Raw genomic sequence first — 17017 nt, forward strand, 5'->3', positions numbered from 1 at the left:
ATGGGGTCGGCAAGGATCAGACTGGCTGATGTCGCAGGGTTCTGCAGAGGAGTAGCGCGGGCATGTGAGATTGCGTGCAGAGCGGGCGAGGAAGCCATCCATTCGGGCGGATGTGGCGCAGTCACCCTCGGCCCCCTAGTTCACAATCCGGATGTTTCTGCGCGCCTCCGAGCCAGCGGTGTCCAGCAAGTCAGATCCATGGACGACGTTTCCGGTCGCGTGTTCATCATTCCGTCGCATGGCCTCCCTCCCGAAGTGATTGAGTCCGCTCGGGAGAGAGGGTTGACGATAGTCGACGCCACCTGTCCGCATGTGCATCGTGCTCAGCGGGAGGTGGAGAAGGCCCATGCCAGCGGGAAGTTCGTGGTTCTGGTGGGGGACAGGTCGCACCCCGAAGTCCGGGCGGTGGCTGCGTTCGCCGCAGGCGACATCGCGGTGGTCGCTGGATCAGACGAGGCAGGGAGCATCCCGCTCCCCATGGCTTCCATTGTGGTGGTAGCCCAGACCACCCAGAGAAGGTCGATGGTGGATGCCGTTGCATGCATCCTCACGTCGAGAGGCGCGGAAGTTGCGGTGGTTGATACGGTTTGCCCTGCCACCGGCGAGCGGCAGGACGCCGCGGCGAGGCTGTCTTCCGAGGTTGACCTGATGGTGGTTATCGGGGGAGAGGCCAGCGCCAACACCATGCGACTTGCGGAGGTGTGCCGCGATTCCGGTGCGGCGGTGTTAAAGGTGGAGAACGCAAGTGAGCTGGATACGGAGGTCATTCGAGCTAGCCGAAGCATCGGCGTGACCGCCGGGGCATCCACGCCATCTTGGGTAATTGAGGAGGTCATGGACGCTATGAACGAGATCATCGAGGGAAACCCGGAGCAGGTGCAGGTGCAGGTGCAGGATCTTGCGCGGGATGCTGAGAAGCCAGCAGAACCAATCCAACCCGAGCAGGAGAAGGCGCAGGTGCAGAGCCAGGCGCATGGAGCGTCGGTCGAGGCCGAAATCCTTCAAGGGCGAGTTACAGAGCTCTACGACGACAGAGTCATTGTTGAGCTCGATCCCGGCCAGACCGTTGTTGTGCTCAAGGAGCAGTTGACCGCGAAGCCAATTGCCCATCCTTCTGAGGTAGTGGCAGTAGGCGATGAGGTCCACGTGGTGCTCGATAGGCAGCGCCCGGGTTCCGATGAGCAGTACGCCTCAAAGAGGCGAGCGGACGTTCTCCTCATGTGGAAGCGCCTTGAGAACGCCAAGGAGACTGGCGAAGTGATCGAGGGCAAGGTCACAGAGTCGGTCAAGGGCGGTCTCGTAGTCGATATCGGGGTCCGCGGGTTCGTCCCTGCATCGCAGGTCGGGCGGAGGTTTGTAGAGGACCTCAGCTCCTATGTGGGCCAGACTCTGAGGCTTGCAGTTCGCGAAGTCGAAAGGCTCAGGTCGAACGTTGTTCTGTCCCATCGCGCAGTTCTCGAAGAGGAAGAGCGCGCAGCCAAGGAACGTGCCTTCGATGTCCTCTCCCGCGGGCAGGTTCTCGCCGGCACAGTCACCCGCCTGGCGTCGTTCGGCGCCTTCGTGGATATCGGGGACGGTGTTGAGGGACTTCTGCACATCTCGGACATCGCATGGTCGAGGATAAAGCACCCGTCTGAGGTGCTCTCCGAGGGGCAGCAGATACAGGTGCAGATCCAGAATGTCGACAGGGAGCGGGAGCGAATCTCGCTTGGCTATAAGCAGCTGCAGTCGGATCCCTGGGAAGATGCGTCTCGCAAGTTCGCCGTTGGGTCAGTAGTGCGTGGCACAGTCACCAAGCTGGTGGATTTCGGAGCTTTCGTAAGCCTAGCCGATGGAATCGAAGGTCTAGTTCACATCTCACAGCTTGCTGACAGGCGAGTGGCGAAGCCCGACGAGATCGTATCGGTCGGACAGGAAGTGTCTGTGAAGGTAATCGGCCTGCGTGAACAGGAGCATAGGATCAGCCTATCGATGAAGCAGGCGGCAGAGGATGGGGAGCGCAGCGATTATCGCAAGTACATGAAGGAGAACAAGGCCGACGACGTTGTGACAATTGGGGACCGCATCAACTGGGATCCGAGCAAACTGAAGGGGCCAGCGAACGGAGATAATCCCAGCTAGCCGTCGCAGGGATTCGTTGACAGGCATATACCCCTATGCTAGACTGACTTTGGCATCCTGCCCTCGGAACTCGCCGTGGGCAGGCATCGTTTAGGCTGAGTAGTGTGTTAGTGTGGACGGAGCTGCAAAGGGGGATTTCGAAGTATGAACAAACGCAATCCCGGACTTACTCGGGTCATCGTTATCGTGGTGGTGGTGGCTGTCGCGGCTATCAGCTGGATTGTCCTCACCAAGCGAAACAACGTGGCCATCGTGAACGGCGAGAGGCTGTCACGCCGCGATTTCATAGGCCGGCTCGAGGAGAACTCCGGCAGTCAGATTCTCAATCAGATGATCGACGAGAAGCTCATCCAGCAGGCGGCCAAAGAGGCAAAAGTCAGCGTAAAGCCTGAAGAGGTGGACGAAGAAGTCCAGAAGCTCAGGAAGGAGATCGGTCCTAGCTTCGATTCCATGCTCGCTCAATATGGAATGACGGAGGCCGACCTCAGGACAAATCTGGATATGAACCTCCTCGTCTTCAAACTCTCTACCAAGGATGTCACCGTCACCGACGAAGAGATGCAGAAGTACTTCGACGAGCACAAGTCCGACTACGACGAGCCGGAGCAGGTGAAGGCAAGCCACATCCTGGTCGAGACCGAATCCGAAGCTAAGGAGATCCAGAAGCGGCTTTCCGCTGGCGAGGAATTCGCTTCGATAGCGACCGAGAAGTCGCTCGATCCCGGATCAGCTGCTGAAGGTGGAGACCTCGGCTTCTTCCCTCGCGGCAGGATGACCGCGGAGTTCGAGAAGGTCGCTTTCTCCATGGCGCCTGGGCAGACAAGCAACCCAGTAAAGAGCGAGTTTGGCTATCACATAATCCGAGTCACCGACCGCAAGGCGGCTCACGAGGCCACCTTCGAAGAGGTCAAGGACGATGTGGAACGCCAGATAAAGGGCAAGCAGGCTAAGAGCCCTCAACAGGTATCGCAGGAGCTTCGCATGACCGGCAAGATCACTGTGACCGACTCCAAGTACAAGGACCTCGGGAACACCACACCCTTCGGTGTTAAGTAGCGCTGGCTTGCGCGGAGGGGAGAGTTCCTGCTCTCCTCTCCTTTTTGTTTCACGTTAGGAGGGCCTGCGATCATGTCGTCTCATGTCCCCTCCCGAGCTCCGCGGCCAGCGGTCATCGCATCGGTTGAACCTGGCAGCATGGCTTGCGCGGCAGGCATCGAACCCGGGGATGCACTAGTCGCGATCAATGGCCATCCAATCCGCGATATCATCGACTACAGATATCACGCTGCCTCCGCTGCGGCAGCCTTGGAGATTGAGAAGCCAGGCGGAACCAGGGTCATCGTAGAATTGGCCAATGGATTCGATCCTCGGCTTGGAATCGAGTTCGATGACGCTCTGTTCGATCGGCAAAAGCGCTGCGCGAACAGGTGCGTTTTCTGTTTCATAGATCAGCTGCCGCGCGGCATGCGCAAGACCCTGTATGTGAAGGACGACGACTACAGGCTCTCATTCCTGCAGGGCAACTTCGTCACACTCACGAACCTCAGCGAGGGGGAACTCCACCGCATCATCAGGCTCCGTCTGTCGCCGATCTACGTATCGGTTCACAGCACCGACGATTCCATCAGGGCTATGCTTCTGGGCAGACTGGCGCCAAGGCCTATCATGGTGACGCTTCGTCGACTTGCGGCTGCTAGGATCGAGTTCCACACCCAGGTGGTGATGGCGCCGGGAATGAACGATGGCGAGGTGCTGGAACGCACAATCTCCGATCTGTGGGGCCTATCGCCGTACTGCGCATCAGTGGGCGTGGTCCCTGTGGGCCTTACCTCCCACAGGCAGGGCCTTCCGAAACTGACGCCGGTCACGCCGAATGTAGCTTTGGCAACCGTGCGTCAGATCGAGGCGGCGCAGCGAAGGTTCACCGCAGAACGGGGAATCAGGTTCGTGTTCGCAGCGGATGAGTTCTACTGCATGGCATCCCAGCCGATCCCTCCGGGCAGCGCCTATGAGGGGTATCCTCAGCTCGAGAACGGCATCGGCCTTTCCAGGTTGTTCATTGACGAGTTTGCCGCCATCGAACCCGAGTTGCCGAGGTCGGTCAGCCGCCCCATCAGCGCCACTGTCGTCACAGGCGCCTCAGGGGCGCAGGTGATCGGGCATGCTATTGACAGGCTGAACCGAATCGGCGGAGTGAGCATCCGGATCGCGACAATCGTGAACGAGTTCATGGGCCCCTCAATCACCGTGACAGGACTGGTGGTTGGGAAAGACATAATCAGCACCCTCTCAGGTCGAGAAGAGCAGATCGGCGATTTCGTCGTAATCCCCGAGGTAATGCTGCGGCGGGAAGGCGATAGGCTCCTCGACAACACCACTCCTGACGACATTTCGACTGCACTGGGTGTGCCAGTGCGGGTTGCCCCCGTCACAGCCCGCGGCCTAGTAGAGGCCGCGATAGGCGCGGGGTGCGCGGCGCCAGATAGTTGCGAGGTGAGATGACATGGCGAAACCCCTGGTTGCGATTGTCGGGCGTCCCAATGTGGGAAAATCTGCCCTGTTCAACAGGATCATCAGAAGCAGAGTGTCGATCGTGGATGACTCGCCTGGAATCACCCGTGATCGCATATACGGTGATGCAGAGTGGTGTGGCCGCACGTTCGCAGTTGTGGATACTGGGGGCATTGAGACAGATCCTCCGAACGATATCTCGGCCAAGATGCGCGTCCAGGCTGAACTCGCCATCGCCCAGGCGGATGTGCTCGTATTCGTTGTCGATTCCAGATGCGGAATCACCTCCGAGGATCAGGAGGTGGCCAACATTCTCCGGAGGGCCAGAAAGCCGGTGGTGGTGGCTGCCAACAAAGTGGATGATCCGCGGCACTTCGACTACGGCCTCTACGCGCTCGGACTCGGAGAGCCGATTGCGGTGTCAGCTGTGCACGGGATCGGAATCGGCGATCTGCTCGATGCTATCGCAGATGGTTTCCCCGAGAAGGCCGCTTTGGATGAGGCCGAGGATGAGCGCATACGCATAGCCGTCATAGGCAGGCCGAACGTGGGTAAGTCGTCGATTGTCAACAGGATACTTGGTGAAGAGAGATCCATTGTGAGCGATTTACCCGGCACTACCAGAGACGCGATTGACTCCTCATTTGAGTTCGAGGGTGAGCAGTATGCCATTGTAGATACTGCAGGGATTCGCAAACATTCGAAGGTATCGGAATCCGTGGAGAGATACTCGGTTCTGAGAGCGCTCCGAGCAGTCGACAGGTGTGACGTGGCAGTCACGGTGCTGGACGGCACTGAGGACCCGGCCACACAGGACACCAAGATTGCGGGATACGCCCATGATGCTGGAAAAGCGGCAGTCATAGCAGTGAACAAGTGGGATATCGTTGAGCGGAAAGATGCGACGGCGCGGGAATATGAAAGCAAAGTGCGGGACCTGTTGCAGTTCATGCCATATGCGCCTGTCGTCTTCGTTTCTGCCATAACAGGGCGCAGGATCTCGAAACTGCTTGAGACCATCTGCACATGCGCTGGTCAGCATCGGAGGCGAGTCCAGACATCTCTTGTCAACAAGGTGATTGAAGACGCAGTGCTCCGCAATCCTCCACCAGATGAAAAGGGCAAACAGATCCGGATACTATATGCCGCCCAGGTGAGCGCCAAGCCGCCCCGGTTCGTTGTGTTCTCCAACTACCCGGAGTACATACACTTCTCATATAAGCGGTTCCTTGAGAATGTCCTCCGCGATTCGTTCGAGTTCGTGGGCACGCCCATTGAGATCGCTCTGAAGCGAAGAGAATAGACCTCGGAGGGAAGTCACCCAATGAATCTCCGTTCTGCGCTGCTTATCCTTGGCAGCTACCTTCTCGGCTCTATCCCGTTCGGCGTCATCCTCGGAAAACTCATCGTAGGAGTGGATGTGCGGGCGTACGGAAGTGGAAACACCGGTGCAACCAATGTCCTGAGGACTCTGGGCTTCGGATTCGCCTTTGCCACATTCCTGCTGGACGCGGGGAAAGGCGCCATTGTCGCCTACTCGGCGCGAGCCCTCATGTTGCCTGTTGCACAGGTCGGCATGGCAGGGATCGCTGTTGTGGCCGGGCATGATTGGCCTGTGTTCTTGGGATTCAAGGGCGGCAAAGGCATAGCCGCCACCTTTGGATTCCTCATGGTGGCGTCGCCACTGGTAGGCCTCACTTTTGCCCTCGTGTGGCTCGCAGTGGTCGTCCCCACTAGGTATGCATCGCTTGGCTCGATCGTGGCTTCGATCGCGGCGCCCATCGTTGCCTACTTCGTTACGTCATCAGTGCAGATGCCACTGGCATGTGCCGTGCTTGCGGTTCTTGCGGTGTGGAGGCACAGATCCAACATATCGAGGCTATTGTCGGGCACTGAACGCAAGTTCGGAGAACGCGTGCGCTAGGGGCGGCAGGAATCGAGCTCAGGCTCGTCGAATCTCAAATGTGGATCTCGCCCGTTGGCGCAGAACGTCGGGGGTGCCCGAAGTGCGTGTATCTCCTCCAGAGTGCGACCGGATCAAGTCGCTAGTCGAGCAGCTGGAACTGCTTGAGCAGGACCTCTCCAGAGTGGCGCCGAGCGACCGCGACAATGCTGTCGAGCAGGTTGCCTCCGTAAGGGCGGAACTGCTCGATCTTCTTTCTGATATCCTGATTGCCGGTGACGATTCCATGCGCCGCACAGCTGCTTACGGCCTGTCGAAGCTGCAGGACGCGCGGTGCGTGCCACTTCTCATAGGAGCGTTGTCCGATTCCGATGAGACTGTTCGCGGGTGGGCTGCTGAGGGGCTAGCGGCGTCGAAGAACTCCGTTGCACTAACACCCCTAGTTCGCGCGCTGCGCGATGAGAGTGTGTACGTATACTACAGCGCGTGCAGTGGGCTCAAAGCGATCCGGTCGGATGATCTTTGGCCTCTTCTGCAGCAGGAACTGCAGTCGCCCCAATCCTTCGTCCGCAAGAGGGTCATCAAGCTCCTTGGAGACCTGCGCGAACACCGCGCCCTGCCTCAGATAATGGAGTATGCCTGTGACGACGAGGACGCGGGCGCCCGATATGAGGCCGTGGAAGCCCTGCGCAAGATCGGCGATAGGCGTGCAGTCGATACCCTCGTATCATGCCTGGAGGATGAGTCACACGAGGTGCGCTGTGGCGCGATTCAGGCACTTCGGTGGATGGGAGATTCCCGCGCTGTGGAATCGCTCATCAGGGTATGCCTAGAAAATGAGGACCTCAGGCTCCTCTCCATTCAGGCCTTGCGCGACATAGCAGGCGACGAGGCAATAGGCCCTGTAGTCCAGGCTCTGCATCGCATGAGGGAGCTCGTAAGATCCACAGCCGATAAGGTTCTGAGCCGCACAGATGCTGAACATGATACAACAGCTGGCTAGAGGAATTATGGGGAGGAAGCATTGCCATCATGTCCCTGTTCATTAGGAACTCCTGGCTCCTCGGACTTGCCACAATACTTGGCGCCCTGGTTGGATTGGAGCGCGAGAAACAGGGCAAGTCAGCAGGCCTTCGCACCCATTCCCTTGTGTGCCTTGGATCTGCACTGATCACCCTGGTTAGCATATATGGGTTCGGGCCCTATGCGGATGGGGTAAGGGATCCAGCCAGAGTTGCTGCGCAGATAGTAAGCGGAATTGGTTTCCTCGGCGCTGGAACCATAATGCGGGAGGGCGCCAACATCAAGGGGCTCACGACTGCTGCGAGCCTATGGACTACCGCAGGCATCGGCCTGGCAATCGGGGCGGGCCTGGTCGTTCCCGCAGTTGTCGCGACCGCCTTTGTAGAGATCGTACTGGTCGTAATGGGGAAGGTAGAGCGAAGGTTCATCGGTCGCAAGCAAGCCTTCATGAGAGTAGTAGCGGTGGACCGCCCAGGCCTGCTTGGTGAAATCGCGACTTGCGTGGGCGAGTGCAACATGAACATCCTGGCCACCGATCTCACCCTCGACCGTGAGAATGCCCTTGTCACCATAGACATAACCATGTCCACGAGCAACACCACTGCGACCCACAGCCAGCTCCTGCAGCATCTGCTCTCGACTCCGGGGGTGCTCCGCGCCGAGCTGGACAACTGGTAGGGGACGCCACAAGGAGGCACTTGGCATATTCAAGGCACTCATCTCGAACGACGACGGAATATGGGCGCCGGGTCTTGCCGCACTTGCTCGAGCAGTGGTGGAGGTTTCTGGCGAGGTATGGGTGTGCGCGCCGGACGGCGAGCGCAGCGCAATCAGCCACGGGCTTACCATGGGCAGCCCAATCAGAGCCGCCTTGGTGGAACTGCCTGGCCTTTCAGTGGACGCCTGGGCTGTGAGCGGCACCCCAGCGGATTGCGTGAAACTTGCCCTTGATGAGCTCCTGCCGTGCCGTCCTGATATAGTCATGGCAGGCGTCAACCGAGGGCCCAATCTTGGGACTGACATCGTCTACTCAGGGACTGTGGCTGCCGCCGCGGAAGGAGCATTCGCAGGGATTCCGTCCATTGCGGTGTCCACTGCCTCATATGATCCCATTGAGTTCGCGAATGCCGCCACGGCAGGGGCGATGCTTGCCGCCTTCACAGTGAAACACGGGATTCCACGCGGGGTCATGTTGAATGTGAATGTGCCCGATTACTGGGATGGAAAGGCAATCGAGCCCACCCGCATGGGCGTGCTCCAATACAGCAACATATTCGACAAGCGGACCGATCCTAGGGGCAGGGCATACTACTGGCTGTGTGGGGATCCTGTGAAACCCGACCTGGAAGCGGGCCTCGACACAGAGGCCGTGAGCCGCGGATCAGTATCGGTGACTCCGATAAGATTCGAGCTGACCGATGAGAGCACCCTGGATGCCCTCCGGAAATGGGACATCTGCACCTAGGAGCGCATACGATACACAGGGGTGTTCGCGTGGCATCTCAGCTGATGTTGGCCTCTGTGTTGACGATGCTGATCATATTCGCAGTTATCTGGGCGAAATCCGGTGACGTTCACGGCGGCTCTGGTCACGCGATTCTCGCCCGGGGATTCTTGGTCGTTGCGGGCCTATGTTACATCCTGCTCGTGTGCAAGACATCTGCAATGGTGCTCAGGCAGGTATTCCAGCGCTGGCCCAGATAGGGCCGGCTATAACGATGAACAGGAACAGGGGGGAGGCGCGCAGGACTGCCTGCGCGCATGCATTATGGATTCAGGGAACCAGCCGTTGACGGTAGCGGTCTTGATGGGAGGCTCATCTTCTGAGCGGGAGATCTCGCTTATGTCTGGCCGGCAGGTGGTCGCGGCCTTAGGTCGGCTGGGCCACAGGGTGATTGAGGCGGACCCCAGCCATGGCGGTGTGGAGAAACTGATGTCGGAGCGGCCTGATGTCGCTTTCATTGCGATGCACGGGAGGCTTGGAGAGGATGGATGCATGCAGGGGCTTCTTGAGGTTCTCGGCATCCCCTACACAGGGTCATCCGTTCTGGGAAGCGCTCTTGCCATGGACAAGGCGGTATCCAAAGCGGTATTCTCGGCAGCCGGTGTGCCCACCCCTGGTTACGTGGTCCTGAACTCCCGTGACCCGCTGGATGCCTCGGCGGCCAGAGCAGTCGCGGAAATCGGCGTCCCATGCGTGGTAAAACCCTCCTGCCAGGGATCTACTGTTGGAATCACCATAGTGAAGAGCCGCCCCGCCCTGGGCGAGGCCATGAAGCTCGCATTCAGCTACGATCCTTTGGCAGTGGTGGAGAGATACGTCTTGGGAACAGAGGTCACCGTGGGAGTGCTAGGCAACGACGAGCTGAAGGCTCTGCCCGTGCTTGAGATCGTGCCCAAGAATGAGATGTACGACTGGGAATCCAAGTACACCCCTGGGATGTCGGAACACATCATCCCTGCGAGAATACCGGCGCAGGCGGACGCGGAATGCAGGAGGCTTGCGGTTAGGGCCCATTCGGCGCTCAAGTGCCATTCCTTCTCGAGGGTGGATATGATCGTAGAGCCATCCGGGCGCGTTTGGGTGCTGGAGGTCAACACTATTCCCGGGCTTACGGAGGTGAGCCTTCTTCCCGACGCAGCGAAAGCAGCCGGAATAACATTCGATCGGCTTGTTCAGCTGATGATAGACGGGGCTTTCAAGCGTTGACGACTACAGCCACATCGGTCTGGCGCTGTCCTTTTCACCAAGAATACGGTAGAATATGAAGGGATGCCGATAATCGGGCATGCCGCTTTCAGGGCATGCCCCCGCTGCAAAGGGGGGTGGAGTCAGATGCGGGATGCTCCCGTCGATCTCGAGCACCTCTCTGCAGACCTTCGCGTGGTGCTCGACTCCATAAACGAGGGAATCCACATAGTGGACACCTCCGGTGTTACTGTCTTTTACAACAAGGTCGCCGCGGTTCTCGACTACCTCGACCCGTCGGAGGTGGTAGGGAAGCATATCCTGTCGGTGTTCCCGTCACTCTCGGAAGACACAAGCACACTCCTGTCAGTGCTTCGAACTGGGCGCCCATCTCAAGTCAGGCAGCAAACGTTCCGCAATTTCAAGGACAACACCATTACAACCCTGAACTCAACACTCCCCATCTACGTTGGCGCGAAGCTCGTCGGCGCCATTGAGGTGTCGAAGGACGTTACTCTCGTGAAAGCCCTCGCTGAGCGCGTGGTGGATCTACAGGCGGAGCTATACGCGGCAAGGAACGGGCAGGAACGGGGCCGCACCGCCGGGCCGGGGCCTGACCGCGGCACTGCCAGGTACAGCTTCGATGACATGATCGCCGCAAGCCGCCAGATGCAGGACGTGATATTCCGAGCTCGGCGCGCGGCCGCTGGCCAGTCGCCGGTGCTTGTTTTCGGAGAGACGGGCACTGGCAAGGAGTTGGTTGTCCAGTCGATACACAATGCATCTCCGCGTGCATCAAAACCTTTTGTCGCTCAGAACTGCGCTGCCCTTCCGGGAACGCTTCTCGAAGGGATTCTCTTCGGCACCGCCAAAGGCGCCTTCACAGGGGCTGAGAACCGCCCGGGCCTGTTTGAGGTGGCAAACGGGGGCGCCATGTTCCTTGATGAGGTTGACGCCATGCCCCTCTCGCTCCAGGCCAAGCTGCTCCGGGTGATACAGGAGGGCGCACTGCGAAGGATAGGAGAATCCGCAGAGCGCAGGATCGATGTCAGGCTCCTCTCATCGATGTCGTCGAACCCCATGTCCGCAGTGGAGCGCGGGCTTGTCAGGCGCGATCTCTTCTTCAGAATAGGAGTGATCGTAATCGAGATCCCCCCCCTACGCGACAGGCGCGACGATATCCCGGCGCTCACATCCCACTTCATCTCCAGGTATGCGACTCAGTTCGGTGTCGATGTGCGTGGCATGACTTCTGCAGCTATGGACCTGTTCATGCGCCATCCCTGGCAGGGCAACATCCGCGAGCTTCAGCATGCCATAGAAGCGGCGGTTCAGCTGTCACAGGGGCAGCTCATCGGCATTGAGCATCTTCCTTCTCACTTCGATGACATCCGCGGCAGTGAAAAGAGCCATCGGGGCGCAGCAGCAGCCGCTGCAGCCGCTGCCGCTGCTGCCCAAACGAGTGAACTCCGCGCCGCTGATAGCCTATCTCCCGCTTTGGCGCCGTCACTGAGGCAGCTTGAGGAGGAGATGCTCCGATCCGCCCTCCACATGTCAAAGGGAAACGTATCTGCCGCAGCGCGCCGTCTTGGCGTCCCTCGTCAGACACTTCAGCACAAGCTCAAGAGGTTGGGCATAGACTCGGGCAAAGCAGCGGACTGACCTGCCGACGCTTGGGCGCATGCCCATTATTGGGCAGCACCCAAACCAAGCCAAGCAGGGCATCTTCTGAGCGTAGCGTTGGCATGGCTCTTGCGAGAGTGTTGTTGACAAGACGAATCAGGAGGTGCGGACGATGGCGAGAGGCTGCAAGTACGGAACTCACCGCGTGATGGAGCCAGCAGGGGTCATGCCTCAGGCGGCGTGGAAGATTGATAACACGATGACGATCCGCGACAACGAGATACTTGTGAAAGTCGAAACGTTGAACATCGACGCGGCGAGTTTCACTCAGATCAAGCAGGAGGCCGCAGGGGATGTTGGCCGAATCGGCGAGATCATGCTCGGGATCGTGGCGAAGCGCGGCAAGCATCACAATCCCGTTACAGGCTCAGGCGGGATGTTGATCGGGGCTATCGAAAAGGTCGGGTCGGACCTAGCTGGAGTGGTCGACCTCAAGGTTGGCGACAGAATTGCTACACTAGTCTCTCTCTCACTCACACCGCTCGTCATTGACAAGATCATCGCGGTGCATTCTGACACCGACCAGGTGGATATCGAAGGCCATGCCGTTCTGTTCGAGAGCGGAATATACGCGAAGCTCCCCAATGACATGCCTGCAAGCTTGGCCCTTGCAGTTCTGGATGTGGCCGGCGCTCCGGCACAAACAGCGAAGCTCGTGAAGCCAGGCGACGTAGTGCTCATAATCGGCGCGGGCGGCAAGTCCGGGCTGTTATGCATGTACGAAGCGCGTAAGCGCGCAGGCGTCACAGGCAAGGTGATCGCCCTTGCTCACTCCGCGGGCAGCAAGGCCAGAGCAGAGGCTACTGGCTGGGCAGATGTTGTTCTCCAGGGAGATGCCACAAAGCCACTCGACATCCTTCACATGGTGGAGAACGCGACAGGCGGACACTTGGCCGATGTGACGATCAACTGCGTCAACATCCCAGGCGCCGAGATGTCGTCGATACTTGCCACCCGTGAACTGGGGATCGTCTACTTCTTCAGCATGGCGACTAGCTTCACCGCCGCAGCCCTCGGGGCTGAGGGCGTTGGTCACGACGTTACCATGATCATTGGCAACGGCTACACTCGTGGGCATGCCGAGATCGCCCTGGCCGAACTCCGCGAAAGCGCGCAGCTTCGCCAGATCTTCGAAGAGCTCTACGCAAGATAGCAGGGAGGCGGGCGCCATGTGGGAAGACGTCCCGAGGAAGGACTGGGACGACTGGCACTGGCAGTTCAGAAACAGGATCACAGGGGTTGAGCAGCTGAAGAGGGTTGTGAACATCACGCCGGAGGAAGAGGAAGGGGTTTCGCAATGCCTCACGAAGCTGCGCATGGCCATTACTCCCTACTACGCCAGTTTGATCGATCCGGACAACCCCAACTGCCCAGTTCGCAGGCAGGCCATACCTGTGAGACAAGAGCTGGATCTGGGCGAGGCCGACATGGCGGATCCGCTCCACGAAGATGTCGACTCTCCGGTTCCGCATCTCACCCACAGATACCCGGATCGAGTGTTGTTCCTGATCACCTCGGTATGCTCCACCTACTGCAGGCATTGCACCCGACGCAGGTTCGCGGGCCACACTGACAGCGCCATATCCAAGGGTGAGATCGACGCGGCGATCCAGTACATTCGGGATACACCCCAGGTAAGGGATGTCCTCCTCTCCGGCGGCGACGCACTCACCGTGTCCGACGACGCGCTGGAGTACATCATCCGGGAGCTTCGCACGATTCCCCATGTGGAGATCGTGAGAATCGGAACGCGCGTGCCGGTGGTTCTGCCACAGAGGATCACGCCGGAGCTATGCACGATGCTTAGGAAGTATCATCCGATTTGGCTCAACACCCACTTCAACCACCCGAAGGAAGTGACCCCGGAATCCCGTCGTGCCTGCGAGATGCTTGTTGACGCAGGAATCCCCGTCGGGAACCAGAGTGTGCTCCTAAAGGGCGTGAACGATTGTCCGCACATCATGAAGAAACTCGTTCAGGATCTTGTGAAGATGAGAGTGCGCCCCTATTATATCTACCAATGTGATCTTTCACAGGGCATCGAACATTTCCGGACATCGGTGGGCAAGGGCATCGAGATCATTGAGAACCTGAGAGGCCACACCTCTGGGTTCGCCGTTCCGACCTATGTGATCGACGCGCCAGGCGGAGGCGGGAAGATCCCTGTGGGGCCTCAGTATCTGATATCCCAGACAGATACGAAGGTGATCCTCAGAAACTACGAAGGGGTCATCACATCATACACTGAGCCTGACGACAAGATCAGCCACTGCCAGGAATGTGGCATATGTGGGAAGCCAGCGCCTCACGCAAATGAGGGCGTAGCAGCACTGATGGACGGGGTGGTGGCAAGCCTTGAACCAATCGGGCTCGAGAGACGCAGACGATCTCATCGGCACAGTTCTTGACATCGCTCTATCGTCCCCAGATCGATGCGTAGGCGTGGTGGGCCTGGCCAAGAACTGCGGCAAGACTACTGTCCTTGCAAGCCTGGTGCGATCGGCGTCGGCGCGCCGCATCCGCGTCGGCGTCACATCGTGTGGACGTGACGGGGAGCTTTACGACGCCATAACTGGGTTGCCGAAACCCGCCATACAGGTATCGGCAGGCACAGTGGTTGCCTTGGCGGAATCGACCCTGAACAGGACATCGTCACACCTAGAGGTTCTGGAGAGGCTAGGGGTTCACACGACTGCCGGCGAGATCGTGGTCGCCCGAGCCATGGGCCGTGGGCCGGTGGAGATCATCGGGTGCAACCATTCGCGGGATCTCATAGCATCTATCGCCGCCATGCGCAGTCACGGGGCGGAGCTGATCCTGGTGGACGGGGCAGCGGGCCGAACCTTCCTCGCCTCACCAGATGTGGTGGGATCGTTCGTCCTATCCACCGGAGCGGCCCTCGATGGAGAAATGCGCGAGGTAGCCGATGCCACTGAGATGGCGGTGCACCTGTTCACACTGCCTCCTCCTCCGCCTGAGCTATCTCGGCAGGCCGAGGCGGCAATAAGAGCCGGACAGCCTAGCATCATCCGTTCAACAGGTGTGGTGCAGCCGTTCCCGTGGCGTACTCTTTTGGGGCGAGAGTCGGAAATAGTAGCACTGCTCAATCCAGACGACATGGGTCTGGCGTACGATAGAGCGATCGGCGACGCGCTCCTGGCCAAGCTCGCCGAATGGCTTGTGCGGCACAGTGCAGAGCGGGCCGAGGGAGCGAAGAGGGCGGGTCGCGCGGGCCCCAACGAGTTCGTGGTAGTAGGCGCCGACCCTGCGCGCGTGGCGGCAGGGGAGAGAAGCGCCAGGGAATTCGAAGCCGCGGGCGGAACGCTGAGCGTTCTCAGGCGTGCGTCGGTCGTCGCGATCAGCACAAACCCCACGAGTCCGTCGGGGGTCCGGTTCGATCCTCGTGAGTTCACTCTGGAAGTGTCGCGCCGTGTCCCGAACCTGCTGGTGTTCGACGTGGCAGCAGGGCTTTCAGCGTTAGGAGGTGCAGCGTGTGAGGCTTAATCTCGACGCAGCCAAGATAGATAAGTGCAGGGAATGCGCGTCCGATATTGCGTCCTCGGTGATGGACCATGTGAGGCGTGTCACCACGACTACGATCGAGCGCACGGTGTTGCGCCTGCTCGGGATGGATGGAGTTGATGGCGCTGGAGTGCCGCTCCCTAATTCCGTAGTGGATTCCATACACAGAGCGAACAGGCTCGGACAGGGCGCTGCCTCGCTCTTGGGCAGAGGGATCATCGCTACTGGGATGCCGCCGCAGAGGATCGCGGAAGAGGTCGCCTCTGGCAGGCTAGATCTCGTTTCTCTTCCGTCGCCAGGGGTTGATGCAGAGAGGAAAGCCATACGCGGATACGTAGACAGTACCCTTGGCCGGATAAAGGCGAACGTGGAAACCAGACGGGAGATGCTTGGCAGCCTTCGGCCAGGGCCTGAACCTCTCATCTATGTGATCGTTGCCACAGGCAACATATACGAGGATGTAGGTCAGGCGCAGGCTGCGGTCAGGGCGGGCGCAGACATCATCGCGGTGATCAGGAGCACCGCCCAGAGCCTTCTCGACTACATGCCCTACGGCGCCACCACCGAGGGGTTCGGCGGAACCTTCGCTACGCAGGAGAACTTCCGTATCATGCGCAGCGCCCTTGATGAAGCGTCGAACGAGGTCGGCAGGTATGTTCGCCTTGTGAACTACTGCTCCGGCCTTTGCATGCCTGAGATCGCCGCGGCGGGAGCGCTGGAGCGGCTCGACATGATGCTGAATGACTCCATGTACGGGATTCTCTTCAGAGACATCAACATGAAGAGAACCTTCGCAGATCAACACTTCTCAAGGATGATCAACGCTTACGCCGAGATCACCATCAACACAGGCGAAGACAACTATCTGACCACGGCCGATGCATTCGAGGAAGCCCACACGGTGTTGGCGTCGCAGTTCATCAACGAGGCAATGGCCCACCGATCCGGACTGCCTGATAGTAGGATAGGCCTCGGCCATGCCTTCGAGATGAACCCAGACACCCCCAACGGCTTCCTCTATGAGGTGGCGCAGGCACAGATGGCGAGGGACATCTTCCCCGATGCCCCCCTGAAGTACATGCCGCCCACCAAGTACATGACAGGCGACATCTTCCGCGGATACATCCTGAACACCATGTTCAACCTGGCAGGAGTCATGACCGGGCAGTCGATACAGCTGCTGGGAATGCTCACTGAGGCCATACACACGCCTCACATCCAGGACCGCTTCCTCGCCATCAGGAACGCTAAGTACGTGTTCAACAACGCGAGAGACCTGGGTTCCGAGATCACCTTCGCGCCTGGCGGGATCGTGGAAACCCGTGCGCAGGATGTCCTTGGCCGTGCCACGGAGATGCTGACCCGCGTGCGCGACATGGGCCTCATGGAAGCGATAGGGAATGGGATGTTCGCAGGAATCTCCCGAACGTCGGAATCCGGTCGCGGGCTCGATGGAGTGGTGGAGAAGGCGGTTGACTACTGGAATCCGTTCCAAGATGCCATGGCCTCTGAACTTGGCGTCGAGCTGAGCTCAGATTGTCGCCGTGAGCAGGCTGGGAGGTAGG

General features: G+C 59.2%; 15 protein-coding genes. All 15 read left to right on the plus strand.

All coding sequences use genetic code 11. The annotated features are described in order from the left end of the window. Window positions 1–2121, plus strand: coding sequence for a bifunctional 4-hydroxy-3-methylbut-2-enyl diphosphate reductase/30S ribosomal protein S1 (locus VB144_00840; GenBank protein ID MEA4882203.1), 2121 nt, complete (start codon window positions 1–3; stop codon window positions 2119–2121). A gap of 144 nt (window positions 2122–2265) precedes the next feature. Next, complete coding sequence (locus VB144_00845) at window positions 2266–3177, plus strand: peptidylprolyl isomerase (protein ID MEA4882204.1); 912 nt, start codon at window positions 2266–2268, stop codon at window positions 3175–3177. A 72-nt stretch (window positions 3178–3249) separates the two neighbouring features. Next, window positions 3250–4623, plus strand: a complete 1374-nt coding sequence (locus tag VB144_00850) for a DUF512 domain-containing protein (protein MEA4882205.1) — start codon at window positions 3250–3252, stop codon at window positions 4621–4623. Between the two features lies 1 nt (window position 4624). Beyond that, complete coding sequence (gene der / locus VB144_00855) at window positions 4625–5935, plus strand: ribosome biogenesis GTPase Der (protein ID MEA4882206.1); 1311 nt, start codon at window positions 4625–4627, stop codon at window positions 5933–5935. A gap of 21 nt (window positions 5936–5956) precedes the next feature. Continuing rightward, a complete protein-coding gene (plsY, locus tag VB144_00860; GenBank protein ID MEA4882207.1) occupies window positions 5957–6556 on the plus strand; it encodes a glycerol-3-phosphate 1-O-acyltransferase PlsY in 600 nt (199 codons plus the stop codon). Window positions 6557–6638: 82 nt separating this feature from the next. Further along, the gene (locus VB144_00865) at window positions 6639–7538 is read left to right on the plus strand and encodes a HEAT repeat domain-containing protein (GenBank protein MEA4882208.1); all 900 of its coding nucleotides are present in this window, start codon (window positions 6639–6641) and stop codon (window positions 7536–7538) included. Window positions 7539–7567: 29 nt separating this feature from the next. Next, the gene (locus tag VB144_00870) at window positions 7568–8236 is read left to right on the plus strand and encodes an MgtC/SapB family protein (GenBank protein ID MEA4882209.1); all 669 of its coding nucleotides are present in this window, start codon (window positions 7568–7570) and stop codon (window positions 8234–8236) included. A gap of 40 nt (window positions 8237–8276) precedes the next feature. Continuing rightward, complete coding sequence (gene surE, locus VB144_00875; protein MEA4882210.1) at window positions 8277–9023, plus strand: 5'/3'-nucleotidase SurE; 747 nt, start codon at window positions 8277–8279, stop codon at window positions 9021–9023. Further along, a complete protein-coding gene (locus VB144_00880; GenBank protein MEA4882211.1) occupies window positions 9005–9262 on the plus strand; it encodes a hypothetical protein in 258 nt (85 codons plus the stop codon). Before surE ends, VB144_00880 begins: the two co-directional genes overlap by 19 nt. 64 nt (window positions 9263–9326) lie before the next feature. Further along, the gene (locus tag VB144_00885) at window positions 9327–10268 is read left to right on the plus strand and encodes a D-alanine--D-alanine ligase (protein MEA4882212.1); all 942 of its coding nucleotides are present in this window, start codon (window positions 9327–9329) and stop codon (window positions 10266–10268) included. A gap of 126 nt (window positions 10269–10394) precedes the next feature. Next, a complete protein-coding gene (locus tag VB144_00890; protein ID MEA4882213.1) occupies window positions 10395–11909 on the plus strand; it encodes a sigma 54-interacting transcriptional regulator in 1515 nt (504 codons plus the stop codon). A 133-nt stretch (window positions 11910–12042) separates the two neighbouring features. Then, a complete protein-coding gene (locus tag VB144_00895; protein ID MEA4882214.1) occupies window positions 12043–13083 on the plus strand; it encodes an L-erythro-3,5-diaminohexanoate dehydrogenase in 1041 nt (346 codons plus the stop codon). 16 nt (window positions 13084–13099) lie between these two features. After that, complete coding sequence (gene ablA, locus VB144_00900; GenBank protein ID MEA4882215.1) at window positions 13100–14338, plus strand: lysine 2,3-aminomutase; 1239 nt, start codon at window positions 13100–13102, stop codon at window positions 14336–14338. Beyond that, entirely contained in the window at window positions 14286–15434 is a 1149-nt protein-coding gene (locus tag VB144_00905; protein ID MEA4882216.1) for a hypothetical protein, read from the plus strand. Before ablA ends, VB144_00905 begins: the two co-directional genes overlap by 53 nt. After that, window positions 15415–17016, plus strand: coding sequence for a lysine 5,6-aminomutase subunit alpha (locus tag VB144_00910; GenBank protein ID MEA4882217.1), 1602 nt, complete (start codon window positions 15415–15417; stop codon window positions 17014–17016). Before VB144_00905 ends, VB144_00910 begins: the two co-directional genes overlap by 20 nt. The last annotated feature ends 1 nt before the right edge of the window (window position 17017 follow it).

The organism is Clostridia bacterium, from assembly GCA_034926675.1.
In the GTDB taxonomy this organism is placed as follows: domain Bacteria; phylum Bacillota; class DTU025; order DTU025; family DTU025; genus JAYFQW01.

What these genes read in the sequence shown, in the direction of transcription:
- VB144_00870 (MEA4882209.1), top strand. Translation starts at nt 7,568, where the DNA reads ATGTCCCTGTTCATTAGGAACTCCTGGCTCCTCGGACTTGCCACAATA.
- VB144_00845 (MEA4882204.1), top strand. Translation starts at nt 2,266, where the DNA reads ATGAACAAACGCAATCCCGGACTTACTCGGGTCATCGTTATCGTGGTG.
- ablA (MEA4882215.1), top strand. Translation starts at nt 13,100, where the DNA reads ATGTGGGAAGACGTCCCGAGGAAGGACTGGGACGACTGGCACTGGCAG.
- VB144_00880 (MEA4882211.1), top strand. Translation starts at nt 9,005, where the DNA reads ATGGGACATCTGCACCTAGGAGCGCATACGATACACAGGGGTGTTCGC.
- plsY (MEA4882207.1), top strand. Translation starts at nt 5,957, where the DNA reads ATGAATCTCCGTTCTGCGCTGCTTATCCTTGGCAGCTACCTTCTCGGC.
- VB144_00840 (MEA4882203.1), top strand. Translation starts at nt 1, where the DNA reads ATGGGGTCGGCAAGGATCAGACTGGCTGATGTCGCAGGGTTCTGCAGA.
- VB144_00890 (MEA4882213.1), top strand. Translation starts at nt 10,395, where the DNA reads ATGCGGGATGCTCCCGTCGATCTCGAGCACCTCTCTGCAGACCTTCGC.
- VB144_00895 (MEA4882214.1), top strand. Translation starts at nt 12,043, where the DNA reads ATGGCGAGAGGCTGCAAGTACGGAACTCACCGCGTGATGGAGCCAGCA.
- VB144_00885 (MEA4882212.1), top strand. Translation starts at nt 9,327, where the DNA reads ATGGATTCAGGGAACCAGCCGTTGACGGTAGCGGTCTTGATGGGAGGC.
- VB144_00850 (MEA4882205.1), top strand. Translation starts at nt 3,250, where the DNA reads ATGTCGTCTCATGTCCCCTCCCGAGCTCCGCGGCCAGCGGTCATCGCA.
- der (MEA4882206.1), top strand. Translation starts at nt 4,625, where the DNA reads ATGGCGAAACCCCTGGTTGCGATTGTCGGGCGTCCCAATGTGGGAAAA.